The 22,228-nt window shown below is 33.0% G+C and carries 21 protein-coding genes, 3 tRNA genes and 1 pseudogene; 18 read left to right on the top strand and 7 right to left on the bottom strand.

From position 1 onward, the window contains the following. Window position 1: 1 nt before the first annotated feature. Window positions 2-235, top strand: coding sequence for a hypothetical protein (locus MTT30_RS02750; RefSeq protein ID WP_429800897.1), 234 nt, complete (start codon window positions 2-4; stop codon window positions 233-235). Then, a complete protein-coding gene (locus tag MTT30_RS02745; protein WP_429800896.1) occupies window positions 235-1,107 on the top strand; it encodes a tyrosine-type recombinase/integrase in 873 nt (290 codons plus the stop codon). Before MTT30_RS02750 ends, MTT30_RS02745 begins: the two co-directional genes overlap by 1 nt. A gap of 46 nt (window positions 1,108-1,153) precedes the next feature. On the opposite strand, the gene MTT30_RS02740 is transcribed toward MTT30_RS02745, so the two are convergent. The 4 genes from MTT30_RS02740 to flgL form a co-directional block, all read right to left on the bottom strand. Continuing rightward, window positions 1,154-1,228: transfer RNA gene (locus tag MTT30_RS02740), tRNA-Met, on the bottom strand. Between the two features lie 26 nt (window positions 1,229-1,254). Next, window positions 1,255-1,329 (bottom strand) — tRNA-Gln (locus tag MTT30_RS02735). Window positions 1,330-1,436: 107 nt separating this feature from the next. Further along, window positions 1,437-3,518, bottom strand: coding sequence for a DNA translocase FtsK 4TM domain-containing protein (locus MTT30_RS02730; protein ID WP_429801801.1), 2,082 nt, complete (start codon window positions 3,516-3,518; stop codon window positions 1,437-1,439). A gap of 142 nt (window positions 3,519-3,660) precedes the next feature. Beyond that, complete coding sequence (gene flgL, locus MTT30_RS02725) at window positions 3,661-5,976, bottom strand: flagellar hook-associated protein FlgL (RefSeq protein WP_429800895.1); 2,316 nt, start codon at window positions 5,974-5,976, stop codon at window positions 3,661-3,663. 138 nt (window positions 5,977-6,114) lie between these two features. Here flgL and MTT30_RS02720 point away from each other — a divergent pair, with 138 nt between their 5' ends. The 11 genes from MTT30_RS02720 to MTT30_RS02670 all read left to right on the top strand — a co-directional run bounded on the left by MTT30_RS02720 (window position 6,115) and on the right by MTT30_RS02670 (window position 13,789). After that, window positions 6,115-6,861, top strand: a complete 747-nt coding sequence (locus tag MTT30_RS02720) for a YaaA family protein (protein WP_429800894.1) — start codon at window positions 6,115-6,117, stop codon at window positions 6,859-6,861. A 123-nt stretch (window positions 6,862-6,984) separates the two neighbouring features. Then, on the top strand, window positions 6,985-7,287 hold the full coding sequence (locus MTT30_RS02715; protein ID WP_012001719.1) for an HU family DNA-binding protein: 303 nt from the start codon (window positions 6,985-6,987) through the stop codon (window positions 7,285-7,287). A 68-nt stretch (window positions 7,288-7,355) separates the two neighbouring features. Continuing rightward, window positions 7,356-7,442: transfer RNA gene (locus tag MTT30_RS02710), tRNA-Leu, on the top strand. Between the two features lie 163 nt (window positions 7,443-7,605). Then, a complete protein-coding gene (locus MTT30_RS02705; RefSeq protein ID WP_429800893.1) occupies window positions 7,606-9,033 on the top strand; it encodes a hypothetical protein in 1,428 nt (475 codons plus the stop codon). A gap of 419 nt (window positions 9,034-9,452) precedes the next feature. Then, complete coding sequence (locus MTT30_RS02700) at window positions 9,453-9,668, top strand: FAD-binding protein (protein WP_087578718.1); 216 nt, start codon at window positions 9,453-9,455, stop codon at window positions 9,666-9,668. A gap of 472 nt (window positions 9,669-10,140) precedes the next feature. Further along, window positions 10,141-10,956, top strand: a complete 816-nt coding sequence (locus MTT30_RS02695) for a DUF932 domain-containing protein (RefSeq protein WP_429800892.1) — start codon at window positions 10,141-10,143, stop codon at window positions 10,954-10,956. An 11-nt stretch (window positions 10,957-10,967) separates the two neighbouring features. After that, window positions 10,968-11,558 carry a siphovirus Gp157 family protein gene (locus tag MTT30_RS02690; protein ID WP_429800891.1) on the top strand — a complete coding sequence of 197 codons (591 nt, stop codon included), beginning with the start codon at window positions 10,968-10,970 and terminating at the stop codon, window positions 11,556-11,558. Window positions 11,559-11,568: 10 nt separating this feature from the next. After that, on the top strand, window positions 11,569-12,234 hold the full coding sequence (locus MTT30_RS02685) for a Rad52/Rad22 family DNA repair protein (protein ID WP_429800890.1): 666 nt from the start codon (window positions 11,569-11,571) through the stop codon (window positions 12,232-12,234). A gap of 151 nt (window positions 12,235-12,385) precedes the next feature. Next, window positions 12,386-12,589 carry a hypothetical protein gene (locus MTT30_RS02680; RefSeq protein WP_429800889.1) on the top strand — a complete coding sequence of 68 codons (204 nt, stop codon included), beginning with the start codon at window positions 12,386-12,388 and terminating at the stop codon, window positions 12,587-12,589. A gap of 5 nt (window positions 12,590-12,594) precedes the next feature. Then, a complete protein-coding gene (locus MTT30_RS02675; protein ID WP_429800888.1) occupies window positions 12,595-13,032 on the top strand; it encodes a type II toxin-antitoxin system VapC family toxin in 438 nt (145 codons plus the stop codon). Window positions 13,033-13,171: 139 nt separating this feature from the next. Next, entirely contained in the window at window positions 13,172-13,789 is a 618-nt protein-coding gene (locus MTT30_RS02670) for a hypothetical protein (RefSeq protein ID WP_429800887.1), read from the top strand. Window positions 13,790-13,821: 32 nt separating this feature from the next. Here the strand turns inward: MTT30_RS02670 and MTT30_RS02665 are convergent, their stop codons facing one another. Further along, window positions 13,822-14,499, bottom strand: coding sequence for a DNA-methyltransferase (locus tag MTT30_RS02665; RefSeq protein ID WP_223155820.1), 678 nt, complete (start codon window positions 14,497-14,499; stop codon window positions 13,822-13,824). A gap of 78 nt (window positions 14,500-14,577) precedes the next feature. Next, a pseudogene (locus MTT30_RS02660) lies at window positions 14,578-15,609 on the bottom strand (DNA cytosine methyltransferase); the annotation flags it as partial. A gap of 94 nt (window positions 15,610-15,703) precedes the next feature. On the opposite strand from MTT30_RS02660, the gene MTT30_RS02655 reads away from it, so the two are divergent. Both MTT30_RS02655 and MTT30_RS02650 read left to right on the top strand, forming a co-directional pair. Next, a complete protein-coding gene (locus tag MTT30_RS02655; protein WP_429800886.1) occupies window positions 15,704-16,936 on the top strand; it encodes an HNH endonuclease in 1,233 nt (410 codons plus the stop codon). 37 nt (window positions 16,937-16,973) lie between these two features. Further along, window positions 16,974-17,591, top strand: a complete 618-nt coding sequence (locus tag MTT30_RS02650) for a hypothetical protein (RefSeq protein ID WP_429800885.1) — start codon at window positions 16,974-16,976, stop codon at window positions 17,589-17,591. Window positions 17,592-17,613: 22 nt separating this feature from the next. Here MTT30_RS02650 and MTT30_RS02645 read toward each other — a convergent pair whose 3' ends face one another. Next, window positions 17,614-18,792, bottom strand: a complete 1,179-nt coding sequence (locus MTT30_RS02645; protein WP_429800884.1) for a site-specific integrase — start codon at window positions 18,790-18,792, stop codon at window positions 17,614-17,616. Between the two features lie 285 nt (window positions 18,793-19,077). Between MTT30_RS02645 and MTT30_RS02640 the strand changes: the two genes are divergently transcribed. From MTT30_RS02640 to MTT30_RS02630, 3 genes are all read left to right on the top strand, one after another. Beyond that, window positions 19,078-20,847, top strand: coding sequence for a response regulator (locus MTT30_RS02640; RefSeq protein WP_429800883.1), 1,770 nt, complete (start codon window positions 19,078-19,080; stop codon window positions 20,845-20,847). 97 nt (window positions 20,848-20,944) lie between these two features. Then, the gene (locus MTT30_RS02635) at window positions 20,945-21,850 is read left to right on the top strand and encodes an AEC family transporter (protein ID WP_429800882.1); all 906 of its coding nucleotides are present in this window, start codon (window positions 20,945-20,947) and stop codon (window positions 21,848-21,850) included. Window positions 21,851-21,913: 63 nt separating this feature from the next. After that, window positions 21,914-22,219 carry a pyruvate kinase gene (locus MTT30_RS02630; RefSeq protein ID WP_012001714.1) on the top strand — a complete coding sequence of 102 codons (306 nt, stop codon included), beginning with the start codon at window positions 21,914-21,916 and terminating at the stop codon, window positions 22,217-22,219. The last annotated feature ends 9 nt before the right edge of the window (window positions 22,220-22,228 follow it).

The following is a 22,228-nucleotide window of genomic DNA, read 5'->3' as shown; positions in this document are numbered from 1 at the left end:
TATGAAAAAATTATTAGTTGAGTGTTCTTGTTATCCCTATTGTTTTTTCCCGCAATTAGATTTAGACATTGTTGTAGAAGAATTTGAGTCATATGATTATGAAGATTTTGATTATGTCTTTTTTAAAACTTATTATTCTTTTTTTGAATATGGGTTATGTGATTTTTCTAGTTTTGATGATTTTCTTGATGCCTTTGCTAAAAAATTTGATTATGATAGTTTTGAGCATATTTAATGACACTAAATGAGCTTTTTAATAATTACATTAGCTTTTATGAGCTTATTTTAAGCCCAACCACTCTAAGAAGTGATATAGCTACTTATAACAAGCATTTTAAAAACTTACTTGGCTTAAGAGAAATAGAAGATATAAATTTTATCGATATTCAAAAGTTTTGTAATGATCTTATCAAGCAAGATTACAAGATAAAGACTATTAAAAATATCGTTGCAAAGCTAAAGGTTATTTTCAAACTGGGTATAAAGCTGGAGTTAATAAATAAAAATCCTTGCGATTTTATTGAGCTACCAAAGTTTGATAATAAAAGGTATTTTGATTACTCGATCGCTATTCAAAAACGTTTTATTAAAGCTATTAGTGAAAATACCGATGCAAGCTCTGATATATTCTTTTTTCTACTGCATGGCAGACGAAAAAATGAAGTATTAAGCTTAAAATTTAGCGATATAAATTTTAAGACCAGGACCTATATTATCCCCTTTAAAATCAATAAGGCTAAAAGAAATATGATTTATAAGATGAGCGATGAGCTTTTTAATCGTCTTTACAAAAGATTTTTGATAGCCAAAAAAGAAAATAGGCTAAACGATTATGTCTTTATTAATCCTATGACTAACGATAAATTTAAGGATTTGCGTAAAAGCTGGGCTTCACTTCTTAAAAAGAATAACTTACCTAAAATCAGGCTTCACGATATAAGGCATCTAATTGGCACATATTCAATTAATTATTTAAAAATTCCCATCGAGCAAGTATCATTTACATTGGGGCATACAAATATAACTACAACACAAAAATATATTACTGCAAACGTTAAAAAATCTAAAGAAACTATCGAAAATTTACTAAAATCAATTTCAGATTAATTTAAGCATTTTTAAAAGTGTTTCAAATATCGATGAAATGGGCATTTGGTTGCGGAGGACGGATTTGAACCGCCGACCTTCGGGTTATGAGCCCGACGAGCTACCACTGCTCTACTCCGCGATAAGTATTATTTTGGATTTAAAAAGTGGATGGGGTAAGAGGATTCGAACCTCTGAATGACTGGACCAAAACCAGTTGCCTTACCGCTTGGCGATACCCCAATGTTTTTAAGAGTTGTAATTATATAGATTTTAATGTGCTTTGTCAAGACTTTTTAGAATTTTAATAAAAATTAAAATTCTAAAATTAAAGCAATTTATGACTTTAGCTATAAAATTTCCCTTTGCCCTTTTGCATTCACTGGGCTTAAAACACCCATTTTTTCCATTTGTTCAATTATATTTGCAGCTTTGTTATAGCCTATTTTTAGACGTCTTTGTAAGTAGCTTATTGAAGTTTTTTGCTCGCTCAAGATGATCTCTTTTGCCTCTTCATAAAGCTCATCAAGCTCATCTTCTCCCAGCGCTCCAGCAGCCACACTTCTACTAGAGCCTTCTTCTACTAAAAATTTCTCGTCGTAGATAACTTCTTGTTGCTCTTTTAAGAAATTTACGATCGTCTCTATCTCTTTTTCACTGGCAAATGGTGCGTGAAGTCTGATCACTCCAGGACTTCCAGGAGGCGTAAATAACATATCGCCACGCCCTAGCAAACTCTCGGCACCCATTTGATCAAGAATAACCTTGCTATCGATCTTCTGCCCTACCCTGTAGCTTATCCTACTTGGTAAATTTGCCTTGATAAGGCCAGTCACGACGTCGACACTTGGACGCTGGGTTGCCACTATCAAGTGTATACCGCTAGCCCTTGCCATCTGTGCCAGACGGCCAATATAAAGCTCCACATCCTTCCCACTAGTCATCATAAGATCAGCGAGCTCATCGATAATCACAACAATGTATGGAAACTGCTCACCACCTTCACTTTTCATCTTTTCATTATAGCTTTCTATATTTTTCGTGCGAGTTTGACTCATTATCTTATATCTTCGCTCCATCTCAGCCACCATATTTGCAAGTGCTGTGATAGCCTTTTTCGCCTCTGTTATGACTGGTGTTAGAAGATGTGGAATATCGTTATAAATACTAAATTCAAGCATTTTTGGATCGATCATCATTAAACGCAAAGTTCGTGGGCTATTTCGGTAAAGCAAGCTTAAAAGCATCGCGTTGATACCCACACTTTTACCTGATCCAGTTGTTCCAGCTATAAGTAAATGTGGAAGCTTTTTAAGATCGGTCACAAAAGGTGCACCAACAATATCTTTACCAAGAGCCATGGTTAGCGGACTGCTAGCGTTTTTAAATATCTCGCTCTCTAAAATTTCTTTTAGATAGATTGTTTCCAAATTTTGATTTGGCACCTCGATACCTACGACGTCTTTGCCAGGGATCGGCGCTTGGATGCGGATCGTTTGAGCCTTTAATGCCATCGCTAGGTCATCTTGTAGGGTCAAAATTTTACTTACCTTGATATGCGGAGCTGGACGAAACTCAAATGTCGTGACGATAGGGCCAGTGTAAGTTCGTACCACATCGCCATCTATCTTGAATTTGCGCAGCTTATCTAGTAAATTTGAAATTTGCTGATCAATCTCGGCTTCGTTGACATTGTGCGAGCGTTTTGGCGGATCATTTAAAAATTTAAGTGGTGGCAAAACAAAGTCTTTTGGTTTTTCGACCTTGCCTCGCTCTATTTGATCAAGTAGCTTTTTATTTTCAGCCACTTCATTTAATATTTCTATGCCATTGATTGTCGATGTCTTGCTCTCTTTTACTGGCTCAGGCTCCAACTCTTCATCTAAATTTTGCTCATCTTCATTTACCACCTGAGCATCTATTAGCTCTTCTTCTTTTATCTCTTCAGATTTTGATCTCTTGCGTTCTATCTTTGGGATTTCTCTTGGTTTTATATCCTTTAAATTTTTGCTCTCCTCGTAGCTTTTTGGCTCTCTATCGACAAAGGCCTTTCTCAAAACGATAATAAAATTTTCTCTAAAGGCAAGCCCAAGCGAAATAATAAACATCATGAGTATAGTAACTGCAGTCCCAATAGTGCCGATAACCTCTTTTAATGCGCCGACTATAAAGCTTCCGACCAAACCAGCATTTGCACCAGAGGTGCTTAAGGCTTGAAACATCAAGAATGTCATAAAAAATAGGAAAATTCCTATTACGAACTGAGCAAAATCAAAGTCGAATTTCTTAAAATTTTTATAAACAAAATAGCCAAAAATAATCAATAAAAACGGATAAACATATGCGATAAGTCCAAAACATTTTATATTTAAAACGCCAAGACTTTGCCCAAGTGAACCGACAAAATCAGCAGTTGGGGCAGCTGTAGCTATACCAAAATATACAAAAATACAAACAAAAATAGTAAATAATATATGTCGTAAAATTTTAGATCCTTTATAAAAAGGCTTATTATAGCACGCTAGAGTTTAATTTTTAAAAAAATCAGCAAGCCAGGCCTGCTGATTTATAATTTTAATTTAAGTAGTTAAGTAAACTTAGTTGATTGATCTTTGCACTTGCTTGAAGTGTAGCTTGATATGAAAGCGAAAGTTGCGTAAATCTCAAATACGACTCCGCATAGTCTGCATCGATTACACTGTTTTTAACAGTTTGTACATTTACTTTCATTACTTCAGCTCGTTCTTTTGTCGCTGTTAAAAGTCTTGATTGAGAGCCGATCTTTGTAAGCTCTTTATTTGCATGATCTATTAGATGATCTAGTCTCTTTAAAGCACCTTGCATGCCAGTATTTCTCGGATCATTATTATCAGCATCAGCTCTATAATATCCTTTTCTAACAGCCTCTATCATCTTATCAAGATCTTGAAAAACACTAGTGCTTGGCTCATCAATAGTTAAAGCATTATTTTCATTAAAGCTAAAAACAGAGCCTTTTCCTTGAGCGTGTCCAGCATTGCCAGCTGTATCTCTGCCGGTGCTATCTCCATCAAATTTATCACTATTTTTTGAATCATACATAGTTACTTCTATGTTTGTTACTGATTTTGTCTTATCAGTTAAAACCATTCTGCCTTTATCATCTAAAGTTGTCTCTACTGCGCCCTTTGTTTTTGACAAAGCCTCTTTATAGGCATTATAGTTTTGATCTCTTTTTACTTTTTCTATATCTGTATCAAAATTTGCATTTTCTGCATGTGGAGGATTTGGGATATTATCACTTGCTGCCATTGCAACGATATCCATGAGCTGCCTATAAGTAAAATCGCTAGCGTAAGTTCTGTAACTTCCAAACTCATCTGAGTTATAAACAGTTAAAGTCCTAGTTGCAGAAGGTGTACCGCCTGGTGGTGTAGATGTTATTTCAAATTGTACTGGAGTATTTGTACCCCCTGCTGTACCCATTTTTACCTTTATGTCATATTTTGTACCAGTGATTGACTTTACTTGTAAATTTATCTCTTGGTTGTCGATATTAAAAAGCTCTCTCTTTCTAGCATCGACATCTTTTGGATATAAATTTCTATCGTAGCTCTCTTTTGTACCAGAGACTTCGCTTAGCTTTGTCTGATCTGTTGCATATTCGCCCGTTCTTCTAGCTACTTGAGGCAAATTCGCGATTAGTTCATTATCCTTTCTTTCAAATCTAACCTTATCATAGTCAAATGCATTTGTCGCGTTTCCATCTTTATCAGTATATTTACTCTTTATAAACTCAGTGATGTGAACCGTTTTTGGAACGTTATTCGCCATTGTTTCAAGATCTTCAAGAGAATTTACCGCATCAAGCGCATTGTTTTGAGCGATTGCACCACGATTTGGTGCCACTGATGTAGCTGCAACCATATGAAAGTCAATAGTTTGGTTGCCTTTAGTAAGATCTTTTATATTAAATTGTCCATCGTTATTTATGCTTACATCAACAACTTTTGTTGTTTTTGTATTGCCAAATTCCATACCGATTTTTTCCATAAGTCCAGCCATGGTTGTATTTGCACTCATCTTAAATTTGCTAGTAAATGTCGTGCCATCTGGCTTTTTGCCTTGCATGAAAAAATATGTATCTGGAAAATTTACATTTGAATTATCTAAAAAATCATAATCCGGATTTATTGTGCCATTGTAAGAGCCATCACTTCTAACCACTGAATCACTAGCGTAATTTAGTCCGATCATATTTTTTATCTTGCTATTGTCGTTTAGAAATTTTGGCGCATAAGCGATATCGGTTCTAGTTTGATCAGCTAAACGAACATTTGTGGTCAAAATTTTACTGTAATCACCATCTTTTCCTAAAAACAGATCATATCCTGGGATATTATAAGGAAGCTCGACTTGTGCACCAGCTGATGTTTTCATATAATCACGATTACCTTGATACTTTCCAGCACCATCTATCGGCTTTGTATCAACTGCGCTTCCAGAAAACAAAAACTGCCCATTTATCGAAGTATTTGCTATATTTACAATGTGATTTTTGATGCCTTGAAGGTCATTTGCTAGAGCCTCCAAAGATGTTTTGCTATGTACGTCGCTAGCCGCTTGAATCACTTTTGTCTTAAAATTTTCTAGTTGTTTTTCAAACTCTTGCAATGCATTGTCTGTATTTTTTGAAAAATTTGCAGACTTACCAGTGGCATCAACCACTTGAGTAAGGGCAGTTGCTTCATAATCAAGCCTCATCGCATCGTTATAAATAGCAGCACCGTCATATGGATCTTGAATTTTCAAACCATTTGAGAGTTGCTGATAGCTTTTATTTACGCCAGCCATATTTTTTTGATAGTCGTGCAAAGTCTGACTAAAACGTAGTTGGTTTGTTATTCTCATAATTTTTTCCTAAATTTTTATTCACTCTAAGCAAAAATGATTCCGCTTGTTTTTATATCGGTAAAAATTTGATTTTTTTTAGCATAAAAAGTTTATTGTATAATCCAACAAATTTTATATTTAAAATAGGTAAGAACAATGGCACTAAAAATTCTCTTTTCTCCAAGCGAAAGTAAAATTTCTCTAAATACGAATAATAAATTTAATGGTAAGGATTTGATATTTCCAAAACTTTTTGGCAAAAGAGTTGAAATTTTAAACAGATACGATGAGTTTTTAAAAAACGCAAATTTAGACGAGATAAAAAAGCTTTTTGGACTAAAAGAGCTTGAAGAGAGTAAGCAGCTGCGAGAAAGCCTATCTCAAAAAGGCAGCATAAAAGCTATCTTAAGATATGATGGCGTAGCCTATAAACATCTAAACTATCGTGGTTTAGACAATGAGGCGCAAAAATATATAGATAATAATGTTTTAATATTTTCAAATTTATTTGGGCCTATCTTAGCAAAAGATGAGATACCAGAATACAAACTAAAGCAAGGTGAAAAGCTAGGTGGCTTTGAAATTTCAAAATTTTATGAAAAAAATTTTAGTAAAGCGGTTGACGAGTTTTTGCAAAATGATGAGATTTTAGACCTTAGAGCTAAGTTTTATGAAAAATTTTACACTATAAAAAAAGAATACATAACTTTTTGTTTTGTAAAAAATAAAAAAATAGTGAGTCATCACGCAAAAGCATATAGAGGCGAAGTCTTGCGCCAGATAGCAAATAAACTTATAAAAAATAAAGATGAACTAATGAGCTTAAATTTTAAAAATTTAAGGCTTATTGATATGAAAAAGATTGGTCTAAAGACCGAGCTTACGTTTGAAATTTGCGAGTAAATTTTTAAAAAAATGCATTTTTTGTTAAAAAAACGTAAAAAAGAGCTAAATTTAGGGAAAAAGTATTGTATTTTTTTTTAAAAGAGTGTAATATAGCCACATAACTTCTTAAAAGGATGGTTCATGAAAAAAGCTGAATTTATTCAAGCTGTTGCCGATAAGGCTGGTCTTTCAAAAAAAGATACTCTAAAAGTTGTTGATGCTACTTTGGAGACAATCCAAGCAGTTCTTGAAAAAGGCGATACAATTAGCTTTATAGGCTTTGGTACTTTCGGTACTGCTGACAGAGCTGCAAGAAAAGCTAGAGTTCCTGGAACTAAAAAAGTTATCGATGTTCCTGCTAGCAAAGCAGTTAAATTCAAAGTTGGCAAAAAACTTAAAGAAGCAGTTGCTGCTGGTGCTGCTAAAAAAGGTAAAAAGAAATAATTTCTTTTTAGGGGAGCAAGTCTCCCCTTTTTCCTCTCACACAAAAATTAACTTTCAATCTTACTTTAGCCCGAGTGGTGAAACTGGTAGACGCGCCAGACTCAAAATCTGGTAAGGGCAACCTTGTGTCGGTTCGAGTCCGACCTCGGGCACCATCGATAAAATCGGCTTCCAAACGCTTTCAGTAACTTTTAAAAATTCTAAAAATTAATCTAGGGTACACATTAGGGTACACTTTTTTTGGTATTTTCTAATTTTGGCCATAATGATTAAAAATAAATGTTGTATAATTTTGTATTTTGGCTTTAAGGAAAATATATGCGACCACACTCGGTAGAATATACTGGATACAAACTGCAAACAAATAATAATACAATAGTATACAGCTCTGTACCACTTTATAATTTTCCATATTACAACACACTGATTGACGCTATTCAAGCGAGCCACAACATTTTAATAGAATTAGAACAAAAATTTAGCATTTTTTGGCTCGATAAGGCAGGTAAGATATGCCATTGCAGTAATAATATAGTTAGAATCGTTAATAAAAATGACTTATCTCAGCTTTTGTCGTCGCTTCTCGGTAGGGATATATATGTTTTTAGAGATAAGCTGGAATTAGAAAACAAAGCAAGAAAGAAACAGTTGCCGATAAACGACATATTTCTTGTGTCTGCTCTTCGTATTGTAGATGAATATGTATTTACTATTGATGACTACTCAGGCTTTAAAAATAATATTTTTGTAAATAATGTTTATTCTAGAAATATTTTTATACGTTCTATGTATCTAAATACAAACAAAAGAAGTGATATACAATTTTCGATTATTATAGAATATCTATATTATATCTCTAATCGTAATATAAACAAATTTAATCATATTATGAGTTGGCTATCTAATTTTGTTAAACGCATAAGTATGGTAACGGATACACCTACTGACTATCCTACAAATAATATATTGATTTTTGTTGCAAATGAATATACTGGAATAGAAATATTACTAAATAAAATTTTAATTCCCCTATTCGGGGAATATAATTGTGTAGAAGTAAACGATGACACAATAAGCAAAAAAGACACAAAAGAACAAATTAAAAATAAAATTTTATATATTATTAAAGATATAAGCCAAAAAACTATAGCAAATAAAAACAAGAAGGAGCTGCTAGAAAAAATTATCTGCCCTGATGATAATCTTTTTTTTAATAATAATCTCAAAATTATTATTACCAAAGAAAATTATTTGCCTTATAATATCAAATGGGAGTATGCTACTTTTAAAATTTCTAATCGTATAGATGATTTTTTACCAAATTTTGGCATCAGCACAATTGAAGAATTGGAAACGCAAACTTTTATAGATGTAGGCAACTTTGCTAATATTTTAAGAGCCTATATCCTAACAGATTATACTGCACTTACAAAACCAAAAGACATAGATATAACAAAAAAACCAGGCCTGAAAGATAGTATTGCCAAATTTGCAGATGAACTTAAAAATGACCACAATTTATTTGCCAAGCTACAAGAGTTGTGCTCTGAAAAAGACTATATAAAAATAGCAAAACTTTACAAAAGACACAAAAAAGTTGAAAGAAAACACATATATCAACTTTTTAAATACAGATACGATTACGATATTAGTGCCACTGCTTTATATAAACATTTGGCTCAAATAGACGCAATCTCCTTTGAGACAGTTAAAGCTCCTGGCGGAGCAAAATGTTTTGTACTTTGAAAATTTAACTAAACAGCTAGTAATTTTATATTAAATAAATATTTATAAGATATTATATTATAAGAAACAATTTGTTTTGTTTTTTATGGTGTTTTTTGATTGTTTTTATATAGTTTCTAAAAATATAGTAGAAACAAAAATTTTGTTTCTATATTAAAATAGAAATATTTAAGAAATTAAATAGAAATATATTATAAATATCTATATATAAGTGATTTTATTATTTTTTGTTTCTATTTTTATAAAAACATATCATAGCATAAAAAATATATAAAAATACAACTATTTAGCCGTATTTTATCAAAATATAAAATACAATACTATTTGTTATATTAATATATAACAGTAAATAAAAGTTATATATTTTTTATTTTTACAAACACACTTCCATTGATAAAATCAAATCTAAGGATTTTAAAATGGAAAACTACACAGACTATGATTTATTACTCCCAAAGGGTTTGCTATTTAGCATAAAGGATATTGAAGACATGAGCTTGATAAAATCTGATATGCTAAAAAAGCTAATCTATAATAGAGAGATAGAAGTTGTTAAGATAGGTACTAAGAATTTTATAAGCAGACAGGTGCTTATAATGTTTTTAGAGAAAAATACCATAGCTGCCCTAAACTAAACCAAAACCTTATAATCTAAATTTCACATACAAATCAAACATATTACACTACAAAAGCTATTTCTGTCTAGTGCAGACCCACTCCTGCGGCGTTATTTGCCGTAGGAGTGGTGCAAAAATGCAAAGTGAAAAAATTTCAATTATATATTATTTATATAGGCATATGCCAAATATCTTTAAAAAGGAGCACAAATGAAAAAAGGTTGCTTTTATCCAAGAAAGCGAAGGTCTTGGCTTAAAGAGCTGTTTTGTAAATTAATACGCAAAATATGCGGAGGTAATAGGTATGAGTTTTAATGTTGTTGAGCTAGACATGGATAGTTTTAGAACATTAGGTTTTGGAATTTTTCCATTTAACAAAATGATAAAAATAAACATACAAGGAGTATAAAATGGGTTTAATCTTAACCATAGCGATAGCTGTCGCTGAGATTATAAAAGAAAATTTAGACAAAAACACAGGAGGTAAGATATGAAAATTTTTAACGAAGCATTAAGCAACGAGCAGTTAAAGAAGTTAGCTCCATCTTTGTTTGCGGACGAACCGTATTTTGAAGCAAGCGAGAAGTATCATTTTATATCCACGATTGATGTTATAGAAGCTATCAGGGGGCATTCGTGGTATCCAGTAGGTGTTAGCGAAGCAAGTGTGAGAGACGAGAAAAAAGACGGCTTTCAAAAACATTGCGTTAGGTTTCGCCACCTAGATGACCTTTTAAAGCCTAGCGAAAATTCAGTCGAACTTTTGCTCTTTAACTCTCACGATAGAAGCAAAAGTTTTAGTATAAGCTTGGGTGTGTTTAGGTTTGTGTGTGCTAATGGCTTGGTGGTAGCTGATGAAATTTTTGGCTCGTATCAGATTAGGCATTTGGGCGAAATAGATAATGACGTGTCATTTGCCATTGAGCATATAGCCCAAGCTAAGCATCAAATTTTAGATAAGATAGATTTGTTTAGCAAAATAGAGTTAAGCAAAGATGACAAAGCTAGTTTTGCAAAAGCAGTCATACCGCTTAGGTTTGAAAGTCATTTACAAGTTGATTTTAACGATTTATTAGTGCCACATAGGATAGAAGACGAGAAAGATGACCTATATACTACGTTTAATACCATACAAGAACACCTAATAAGAGGCAATCTAAGTGTCATCAATACGCAGACAAATAGGCGTTTTACAAGTAAGGAAATAAAGTCTATCAGCACTGATACGCAGATAAATCAAAGACTTTGGAGTCTAGCAGAAAATATCGCCAAGATAAAATCAACAGCAAACAGACAAGTAGCATAAAAGGAAAGAGTGTGAAACTACTAAATTTTCAACTACAAACCGATATAGAACGGTTAAGTCCAGACAAGCCAACGCAATATTTTAAAGAGCATCTTAGAAGTATTTTACAAGATACAAGTACAAGCTACTTTAAAAAGTGCGACTATGTAGGTTTATCCCTAGCCGAAGTGCAAAATAAAATTGACAGTATATCACGCGATATACAAGAGCTAGGAGAGCTAAAACGAAACTTAGCACAAGCCTTAAATATCGCTAAACAAATCACGGCTGAGATTTTTATGGAAAATGGCATTGACAGAATTGACGGTAATGTCATATCATCACTAACCTTAACAAAAGAGAGTGTAAGGGTCAAGGACGAAGTAAAAATCATAGACGAAAACGCACTTTTAACACTTGGCTATGTTAAGCATGAGCTTGACTTAGAAGCCGTCGAGCAAGCTTTAAAGGGCGATAAAAGATCCAAGATAAGCAAATTTGCTGAAGTTTTAAGCACTAGAACCATAACACCAGCTAGGGTTAAAATCAATCAAAAGCGAGAAACAAAAACCGAAATAACTGAGATTTCGCCACTAGATGAGCCATTTGCGGTGGCAGTATAGGAGAGCAAAGATGTTTAACGAAAAACAAAGTGAAATTCTAGCCAGCAAGCTAGACACCAGCAGGATAAAAACTAGACAAAAAGCCAACGTAAGCCTTTCATACTTAGAAGGCTTTGATGTTATAGAGAGTGCAAATACCATATTTGGCTTTGGTAATTGGAATTATAGTATTATGGCACTAGAACAAGTATCGCAGGAAATAAACAATAATCAAAATTTAGTTATCTGCTATAAAGCGATAGTAAAAGTTGAAGTTTTTAACATAGACCACGTTAGTTTTGTAGTCCGTCAAGATGTAGGCTTTGGTACTGGTGTGGCACGAAGCCCAGCGGATGCACACGAAAATGCTGCCAAAGAAGCAGTAACAGATGCATTAAAAAGAAGCTTACGAACCTTTGGCAATCAGTTTGGTAACTCGCTTTACGACAAAAGCAGACAAAGTCAAACACAACAAAACAAAACACAGCCAACTCAAAGCACAAGAATACAAGCCCAAAGACAAACAAACGACCAAATAGCCTTACGAAATTTAGGCTTACAAGCGATAGAAAAAGACGGCTTTTTACTACTAAATGGCAAAGATGTGTTTGCCAAAAGAGACGAGATAAAGCTACTTGGTTTTAAGTGGGATAATAGCACAAAGCAATGGTATAAAACCATGGCAAATGCCGCGTAGTCAATACACTCAAAGTCTAAAAAGGCTTTGAGTGTATTTATTTTTTGTTAAATTTTATATTTATTTGTATATACTTTTAAAAATATATATAAAGACTTAAAATGCAAACAGCAAAGATGTTTAAAAGTGGTGGCTTTATGGCTCTATACGCATGCCAAAGTCTATAAACTTAGGCGGTATAAATGAGTTTGTCATCACCCAAAAAACCAAAAAAGAGATAACACTCACACCCGTTTTAAAGCAGGATGAGTGGAGTGAACTACCTACCACGCTTGATAAGATGAAGCAAAGCAAGGAAGAGCTAAAAATGCCAGAGCGTTTAGCACCACAAGAGCGAAATTTTGGATTTGAGTAATATTTTTGCTAGATACAAATATTTGTAGTTATCTCATCTCACAGACTGAGCCTTATTTTAAAAACATCTTGAACCACCTTTTAAAACAGGATAAATCGGCTGTGTTTATCTCATCTTTAAGCGTTGCAGAGCTACTTTATGGAGTGGAGAATTCGAGTCACAAAGAGCAGAACTTAGCCCTTGTAAATGAGTTTTTAAGTCATTTTAACATAGTTAATTTTGACAGCAAGCGTGCCAAAGCCTACGCAAAAGTCCACAAAGCAGTAAAAGATAAAAATAGAAACGCAGGCGAGATAAATATGCAGTTAGCAACAACCGCCATAGCAAATAATCTAACGCTTATCACAAACAATGAAAAAGATTTTAACTATATTGAAATTTTAAATACTCAAAACTGGGGCAAATACCCCAAGTTTGTATCTCCATTTTATTTTTTGTCATAACTCTGTATATCTTTGATATTTAAAACATCAATATTTTAAGCTTCATTTTCTATACACCTGCTCTACCCTATCAAGAGTTTAGAATTTAGCTTATAAATATTATTTAATTTAAATATAAATTAAATATAAAGGATATAAGATGTCTAAGAAAAGAAAGATACAAAGAAGACAAGAGAGTTTAAATGGATATATAGATATGATGATAGAGACTAACTCTAGACTAGACATAGTTAGACTTGATTTATATTACAAACAAGAAAGCAGAGATGAGATAAGCTTAGAAAGTTTTAGTAATGATATAAATCATCTTAACTCTAACAAGCGTAGCAATGCCATATTTGACAACATCAAAGGCTATATCATTAAGATAGAACAAGGTGATAAAGGAAACAATCACCTACACGCACACGCTTTGTTTTTCATTAACGGACAAAAACACAAAGAGCAAAATGCTGTAAATAAAGCCAATCAGATAGGCAGATACTGGAATGATGTCATTACCAAAGGTAAAGGTGCATATCATAACTGTAACTTAAACGAATACAAACACAATGCGACAGGCAGGATTAACTACGACGACCATAAAAAGATAGAAATTTTAAAGCAAAATGTAGTTAGCTATCTTTGCAAAGGCGAACAAAGCATAACCACGCCTGACGGCAGTAGCATTAAAGCTTTAAGACGTGGTTTAATACCTAAAAAGACAAACAAAGGCAGACCTAGACGTTTTGTAAAACAAGGTGCAAGCGATATATAAAACAAAGCCGTGCGTAGTCTACTGTGCTTCCATTAATATACCAAAAGTGATTGATTACTTAATCTATTTAAAGCTATATTGTAGTATTTTTCAGATAGTTCAATGCCTAAGAATTTCCTACCATTGTTAATAGCGGCAACACCTGTACTGCCACTCCCCATAAAAGGGTCTAGCACCAAGTCGTTTTCGTTTGTGTGTATCTGCATTATTTCTTGCATAACCTTTAAACTTTTTTGGGTTGGGTGCTCTGTTCTCTCAGAGCCACTGACAACAGGTGCTGTATATATTGCACGTAGGTATTTTTTATCATCTGGTTTATTAAAAACCCATTTTGCACCTTTTTTTATCGCCCAAACGGCAAATTCCATATCCTGAACATATCTTCTGTCGATATTTCTAGGCATTGGATTGCTTTTTTGCCATACCAAGATATCCTTAACTTCACAATTACTATTTTCAAGAGTATCGCAAATATGACTTAAGAACCTATAAGAACAAAAAATTATAAAAGAACCATTATTGTCTAAAATTTTAGAATAGCTTTTTATCCAACTAAAAAGGTCAAAGTTCTTATCCCAATCTCCAAAATCAACCCCTTGTCGTTTTGCCTTATTCATAGTCGAAAAGTTATTATCTTTTGAGATATTATAAGGTGGGTCTGTAATGATATGATTTACTTTAAGTCCTTGTTTTATAAAACTCTCCACCATAGAGTAGGCATTTGAATTGTATATAGTGAAGTTTTTTTCTATACGCTGTTCTTGATTTACTTGGTTTGCAATGCTATCTGCTAATGCCTTGGCTAGTAACGGCGGAACTGCGTTTCCTATCTGCTTACACACTTGTGTTTTTGTCCCTTTAAAGTAAAAATTATCGCTAAAACTCTGAATTCTTGCAGCCTCTCTTGGTGTTATTGCTCTATGAAGCACTGGGTGCGAGTTTCTACCGTTGCTTGGAGTATCAAATCTGGTATCTATCGTAGGGCTAACATCATCCCAGACTAATCTACCCCAGGTTGTAGAGAATTTTTGCTTACCGTGTAGATGTTGTGGCAAATGCTCTTTACCGCATTCTGGTGGTATCATTTTTAGCTTGTTTATTGCTATTTTAGAGTGATTAGATGCTATATGATACTGCAATTTAGTTGTTCTCATCATCTTTTGATATTCGCTTTGTGGCTTCATTTTATAGTCTGCTTCCACTGCCCCTTCTCCACTTTCCAAATAGTTAAGGTCGCTAATGGCATCTCTTACATTTACTAAGCTACTACTTTCACTTGGAAAATCCAAAAATAACTCTTTATGTGCTATAAAAAAAACTCTTTCTCTATTTTGAGGAACACCATAATCTTTTGCATTTAGAATTTTGCAATTTACTGCATAGCCCATATTTTTAATCTTGTTTATAATCTCTTCTCTAAAATAACCACCTACTGCATTGTATAAATTCTTTACATTTTCTATTATAAAAATTTCTGGATTTACTCTCTCTACTAGCTCTAAATACTCTAAAAATAAAAAATTTCTCTCATCATCAAGACCTAAATTTTTACCTTTTAAACTAAAACCTTGACAAGGCGGACCACCTATTATCATATTTACTTTTAACTCTTTTGCTAAATTTACAACCCTATTTTTAACTTCTTTATTTGTTATATTGCCGCAAATACCAACCGCTTCTTTAAAATTATAACTAAATGTATCTATTGCTGCTTTTTCAAAGTCAAGACCTATAACAGTTTTAAACCCGTTATTCTGCTCCAAACCATATGAAAAACCACCAGCTCCGCAGAATAAATCCAAAATTCTATACACTGCCATACTCCTGAGGGATAACTTTTTTGTCCCTCAATTTTATTGTATATTTTCTTTATTTTTTATAAAATCCAACAATTACAAAAAGCAAGGATAGAATATGAAATATTTAAAAGTATCGGATTTTTTAACATCTAAAACAGAAATGCCATTTTTGCTCGGTGCTTTTTATGGCAGGTATTGCTTTACAGATGACAATACTCTTATATATACTCTATCCACATACAAGACATCATCTTATGTACCAGATGAAGCCTTTTACAAAAAAAGCAAAATTGACTATTTGGAGCGACTAAATTTTCAAAGTGAAATCTCTCAGTGGCACATTAATAACAATAAAAATATAAAGAGAGCAGAATTTGTATTTGTTCTAGAAAATGACCTAGGGCTAACCCAGCACCAATTTTTTGCTAGGCTTTATACTAAAATTTTATTAAGCGACTTTACAAGCAACAATAAAGCCTTACAAGATAGACAAAAATTTACACGAGCGTTTTTCGAGTTAAGAGGAAGCATTGACACAACAAGACCATTATTAGCACAGGATTATTTTTATAACAGCATTCCAGAGTTAAAAAGAATAAGTCTATTTCTAGATAATATAGGTTTATCTATAAATGTTTTAAATATAAATTTTAGAAATTTACAAGCTCAATATGTCTCTGGCGAAAATCGTAGAAACACCCAGTTAAGAGTAAATCTGTACTGGTACTTAGAAAAAATGGGGCTTATGAATATTTATAAAGCAGAAATCGTAAAGAAAAATTTTGGAATTAATTATGTAGATAGTGGAAAAGGATACTATAAATTTGATTGTGAAGCGCCAGCATTTAACCAAAATAGTTTTCAAGAGAGAATAAACTTCTACTCTACTCGTATTTTGGATAACGACTTAACGGAAAGAGATATTAACAACCTTAGAAAAGAGCTAAACTTTGACGAAGATATAAGCAATGATTTTAAAAGAAATATGAATATAACACAAATCGTAAGATACCAAACAAAAGATGAATGTGCTGCTTGTAAAAACAAATACAACATTGCAGACAGAAGCTTCTTACTGAGAAAATTCCCAGAGAGATATTATACAGAAATTCACCATTTCGTATCAGTAGGTAAAGAAAAAGAATTAGATGTTATAGAAAATTTAACAAAATTATGCCCAACTTGCCATAGGGCTTTAGGGCGTGGCAAAGCAAGTAAACAATACCAAAAAGAGTTAATTAAAAATATCATAAATGCAAATGAGCACAATTTAGAATTTGCTAGTCTTATATTCGAAAGCGACGATAAAGATTATTTAATTCAAAAAGTATATGAGAACTTAAAATAACCATAAAAAAATATTCTTAAAAATATAGGAGTAGCATATGAGTAATTATATGGTAAGCAACACAAGATATTCTGAAAACTTAGCAATAGAAATTTTAAAAAAACTTGATATAGTAGCAAAGTCAAACAATCTTAATGATATAACAAATGTAGATTTGTTAGCCGGCGATAAAAACATTAGAATTGATGTTCAGTATTCGCAGGATTTTTTAAAATATGGTGATTTAAGAATAGATTTTGTTTCAGCATATTCCATTGGATATAAAAATAATTTTTATCATAACCATACAATATTTCAAAATTTTGAATCGTTTTATGGCTTTAAAGTAGATAAAGTAGGTAAATACTTTCAGGTCGATTATTTAGATGCCGTAATTATTCTTTTTTATAATAATAAATTAATACAAGACAATAGTATGCCAGATAAAATTTTAATCATCAAGAGAGATGATTTACTAGGATATTTAAACAGCAATATACCAAATATTATAAAAACACTAAAATTAAATCACAAAGAAGAGCTTGGGGATAAACACGGATCTGCATTTATTCCTATAAATATAGAACAACTTGTGCAAAGTGCTTCGTGTTATTATGGCCCAATATCCTTCCTAATTAGCAAGAAAAGTGATATAAAAAAATATTTAAACTGCTAAATTTTTTAAGAGATATGTGTATTTAATTGCTTTTTACCCTTTTAAAAAACTCATCTAGGCTCTCAGCCGCCACTTCGCGTCTCACTTTTGAATAGCGTTTGGTTACGCTCGTAGTCGTATGACCCAAGATAGAGGCTATCTGTTCTAATGTCTTGCCTTCTGAAACAAGCACTCCACCTATCAAATGCCTCAAATCGTGAATGCGAATTTTTATCCCAAGTTTTTTTATAAGCTTTTGCCAATGACCCCTAATGGTGCCTTTATCCATCTTTTTATCTTTATCAGTTACTGCGTGAAACACTAACCCACTATCACGCCTACCGATATTTTTAAGCGTATTTATAAGCTCATCACTTAGCTTATAAGTCATCGGCTTTCTTACCTTATTATTCTCATACCTTATATTATATGTTTTGCTACTAAAATTTATATCTCGCCACTCCAAACTAAGAACTTCATTTAGTCGCCTACCGTGTGAGAGCCACACGAAAATACTTCTAAACGGCTCAGCTGGATAGCTATAAAGCGTATCGTACAGCTCTTTTAGCTTGTTTTCATCTAGTTCGACATTGATTTGGTTGTCGAATTTTGGTATCTGTATAAGCGTGGCTGGATTTGTTTTAAGCGTGCCATCTAAAACATATAGATTAAACATCGGTCTTAGGGTTTCTTTAACAGACTGCGATGTTCTAGGACTTTTACCCATATCTAGCATTTTATTTACGATGTTTTGCAACATTTCAGTCGTGATGTGAGTTATCGGCTTTTTGGCTAGATTGCTATCAGACAGAAGCCACTTTTGCATAAAGAGATTATAAGAAGCGAGCGTGTTTGCCGATAGTTGATTTTTCTTCATAGCCATATATCTGTCCCACGCTTGACTTAGCGTAGGTATTCGCACTTTTACCTCTTTATGCTTACCTTCTTTTAGCTTCGCTAATAAACCCTCCCTTTTTGAAGCCACCTCTTTTATAGCCTGTAAAAATGTAATCTTTTTACTAAATGAAAATGTCTTTTTGTTTTGAACTCGCATACCACTTATATTTACGATAGTAATTCTTAAAACTATTTTATAATCCCTATTGATATAAGTCGGAGCCTTTCTTATCGTCTTACCGCTAAACAAATCATCATTATTCACAAAGTATATATTTTTACAATCCGCATTATCAAGGTCTATCTTTATAAGCTTATTCGCCATTTTATTTCGCCTAAAATTTTACTAGGGTACACATTAGGGTACACATTTTTATAGCATATTATATATATTTATCACTTACAAGAAAATTATGACAGCTTTTAAAATGCGATATACATGGCTTTTATAAAAAGTTATAGTTAGTTGTAATTTGTATAGACTCCAGACTCAAAATCTGGTAAGGGCAACCTTGTGTCGGTTCGAGTCCGACCTCGGGCACCATTATAAACCTAAATACTTTCTAAATTTATCCGATATTATCTACAACATCTTTAAAAAGGATTTTAGATGAATATTGCATCATTGAAATATAACTTTATAAATTTAAAAGATTTAGAAAATCCTACAGATATGCTCCATGCCTTTAAGGATAAACAAGGTTTAGAGATAAATAACGAACAAATTTCAAATTTAAAAGAAAGTATAGAAGCAAGCAAAGTTATAAATGTTACTGATGCCGAGATAAAAGAGCAAAACAGACACAAAATCCTACAAAAAGTAGAAGAAATTTTAAATAACTACTCAAAAAATCTCATCTACAGTAACAATAAAATCCACTCCGATGAACTTTCTAGAGGCTATCATTTTAGTGAAAATGCCTACTTTAAAAATATAAAAGCTTCAGATAGTAGCAGCATGTTATCTACACTAAAAAGTGGATACTTAGAAAATACAAAATTTAAAAATTTAAATGATTACGCTTATTCAAACACTCTAAAAACAAAATATGGCGAAGTAGAAGTATTTTTAGATATTTACGGCGATAACGATAAACTTGGCACTACAAAATTAGAAAATAATAGTTATCTTTTTAGCTTTGATAGTAATAGTGATGGTGTGCTAGACCAAAAAGATATACTCTTTGATAAGCTAAAAGTAAGGGGTTACGACAAAGATGGAAATGAAAAAATAGCAAATTTAAGCGATGTGATGCCAAGGGTTGATCTTAGGCAGTTTATCAGCACAAATGTCATAAATCACAATCAAATAAAAAGAGAAGAGTTAAATCGTAAAGCAACGATCACAAATAATCCCGATCTTTATGTGGATACAAAAGATATTGATTATAGACACTCTTACTACGCCTCAGATCCAAATACTTTGTTCGCTGCAGAAAACAGATATGAAAAGATAGAGAAAAATGATATAAATAATTTCTTTAAAAAATATGCCCAAAATGACGGCTGGGTCGATCTAAGACACAATAATATCTTTGGCAAAGATAGCTCTTTTAAAAATTTTGCCTATCTTAAAGTGGGTTTTGATGACACTGCAAGACTAAGCGAGTTTAATCCGATCATTGAGCCGAGTAAAGATTACAAAAAAGATGAAAATTTCTCATATACAAAATTTCAAAAAGATAGTTTTATGAAATTTTACAAAGATTATAACGCTGAGTTTGACGCATACAACAAGATGATAGAAAATCTTGGCAATAATTTAAAGAAATTTGAAGAAAATACGGACGCTTATATATCAAAGCTTGAGAAGACGAAATCAGCCAAAATGATCGCGATGGAAAATGAATTTAAACAAGCAACTGGGCTTGAGTTTAGTATCTCAAATTTAAAAAAGGTAAAAAAGGCTTTTATAACAAATGAAGCCACAGCTGCCGCATCTTTGCAAGATAGCGATAGCGTCATAGCTATGAAGCTAAACAAAGATGGCACCATAAGGCTAAAATTTGATAGTGGTAGAGAGATAGACGTAAAAGAGCTTTATAACGATACTGGCAAGCTAAATACATCAAGTGAGCTAAAAACTAGCATAAATTTAGAGGCAAAAGAGATGAATAATGTGCAGCTAAATAGTTTGGATTTTAAAGATGTTGGCTTCATGCAAGGTGATAAAATCGTAAGCCTAAAAGATGCTGGAGCGATCGCTATTGCCAATCTATCTAATAAATTTGAGAGTAAATTTTTAATCAGTCTAAATAATGGTAAAAGCATATCTACAAGAGAAATTTATAATATCAGCTATCTTGAGAATGATTTAAAGAGTAAAGAAAAGATAGATGAGAGAGATAAATTTTATAAAAAGGTTGATATTAAGGCATAAATTTTGAGAGCAAATTTTAAAAAAGGTTTATTGTAATTTAATCTTATGGGTCCTATAATCAATTTTCCGTAAAAATTTAGATTTAAAAGAGAATGTTATGAATTTCACTCCACTTTTTGCAATTTTTTTCATAATCGCAACTGGTTTTTTTGCTAAAAAAGTCGGTATTGTTGAGCAAAAGCACTCGATCCCATTTGTGGATTTTGTCCTTTGTTTTGCAATGCCTGCGCTAATCTTTGACAAAATTTACCACGTAAATGTCGATGCCTCGCTTATAAACACGATCCTTATCGGCTTTGCCTCAACCGCCATTAGTGCTGCTTTGGCATTTGTCATAGGTAAGATTTTTAAATTTACCAAAATAACAACCGTCAGCATGATCATGCTAAGCCTTTTTGGTAACACACTATTTGTCGGTATGCCTGTCATTCAGGGCTTCTTTGGCGATGCGATGGTAAATGAGGTCATCTTTTACGATCAAATAGCCACTGGTATCCCACTTTCGATCCTTGGACCACTCATCCTCTCTTTTGCCGCACCAGAGAAGGTCTCGCTCTTTCAAAATACGATGAAAATTTTAAAATTTCCACCATTTATCGCGCTCATTATGGGTCTTATCTTAAAAGAAGTCCCGCTTCCAGATTTTATCTTTGCGCCACTTAGGATGTTTGAAGGTAGCGTCACCCCAGTGGCACTTTTTGCGATCGGCGTTGGTCTTAACTTTAGCAGTATCACAAGCTCATATAAAGGCGTTAGCGTCGTGCTTTTGTGTAAGATGATATTGCCAGCTATCGTATTTTTCATCATATTAAAAGTCTCAGGCATCCAGATGAGCAAAACTTGGGTCGTTGGTCTCTTTCAATGTGCGATGCCGACATCAGCCCTTGCAAGTGCGATGGTCATAAAAGCTGGACTTGATAGCTCGCTAGCCATCTCATCAGTGGCCATAGGCGTGCTATTTTCATTTATCACGCTTCCAGTTATATATTTTGTATTTGCGTAAATTCACACTTATTTCACACTAAGTGACTACAATTGCAACATAATTTAATTTAAAGGAGACTTTATGAAAAAGTTAATCTTAGTTGCACTTGGTGCTATGTTTATGTTTGGCGGTCTTGCAAATGCTACTGAAATGATGCAAAAGGACAAGATGGGCAAAGATGAGATGATGAAGAAAGAGCAGATGATGAAAGATGATATGTCTAAAAAACATCCTGTCAAAAAACACGAAGCTAAAAAAGAAGACATGGGCATGAAAGACGAAATGAAAAAAGACGACATGGGCATGAAAGACGAAATGAAAAAAGATGACATGGGTATGAAAAAAGACGACATGGGCATGAAAGACGAAATGAAAAAAGGCATGTAAAGGCACTTG

This window comes from Campylobacter concisus, from assembly GCF_050447445.1.
GTDB lineage: Bacteria > Campylobacterota > Campylobacteria > Campylobacterales > Campylobacteraceae > Campylobacter_A > Campylobacter_A concisus_BI.
Note: the sequence above shows the minus strand (reverse complement) of the source record. Positions and strands in the feature narration are given on the sequence as shown.